Source organism: Streptococcus oralis, from assembly GCF_001578945.1.
Classification (GTDB): Bacteria; Bacillota; Bacilli; order Lactobacillales; family Streptococcaceae; genus Streptococcus; species Streptococcus oralis_Q.
This window is the reverse complement of the sequence record NZ_KQ969620.1, coordinates 1-426: the sequence shown is the minus strand read 5'-3', so window position 1 is coordinate 426 and position 426 is coordinate 1. Positions and strand designations below refer to the sequence as shown.

At 42.5% G+C, this 426-nt stretch carries 1 protein-coding gene; it reads left to right on the top strand.

Features of this window, described 5'->3' with window-relative positions:
* Positions 1 to 39 precede the first annotated feature (39 nt).
* Positions 40 to 426 (top strand): amidohydrolase family protein (locus SORDD16_RS10085; RefSeq protein ID WP_164966532.1); only part of this gene is annotated, 387 nt, incomplete at its 3' end.

Here is a 426-nt window from a genome sequence, read left to right as displayed (position 1 = left end):
GATACTCAAGTGGATTTTTACGAGTAAAGGAGTGTAGTTATGTTACTAATCAAAAACGGCCGTGTAATGGATCCCAAGTCTGGTTTGGATCAAGTGTGTGATGTCTTGATTCAAGATGGGAAAATTGTCAAAATTGCTCCGGAAATCAAGAAAGAAGGAGCAGAGCTGATTGATGCTACTGGGCTTGTGGTTGCGCCTGGACTAGTTGATATTCATGTTCATTTTCGTGAGCCTGGTCAAACCCATAAGGAAGACATCCATACTGGTTCTCTAGCAGCCGCTGCAGGTGGTTTTACAACGGTTGTCATGATGGCTAATACTAGTCCAACCATCTCGGATGTAGAGACTCTTCAAGAAGTTCTCCAGTCAGCTGCCAAGGAAAAGATTAACGTCAAAACGGTTGCAACTATTACCAAGAACTTTAAT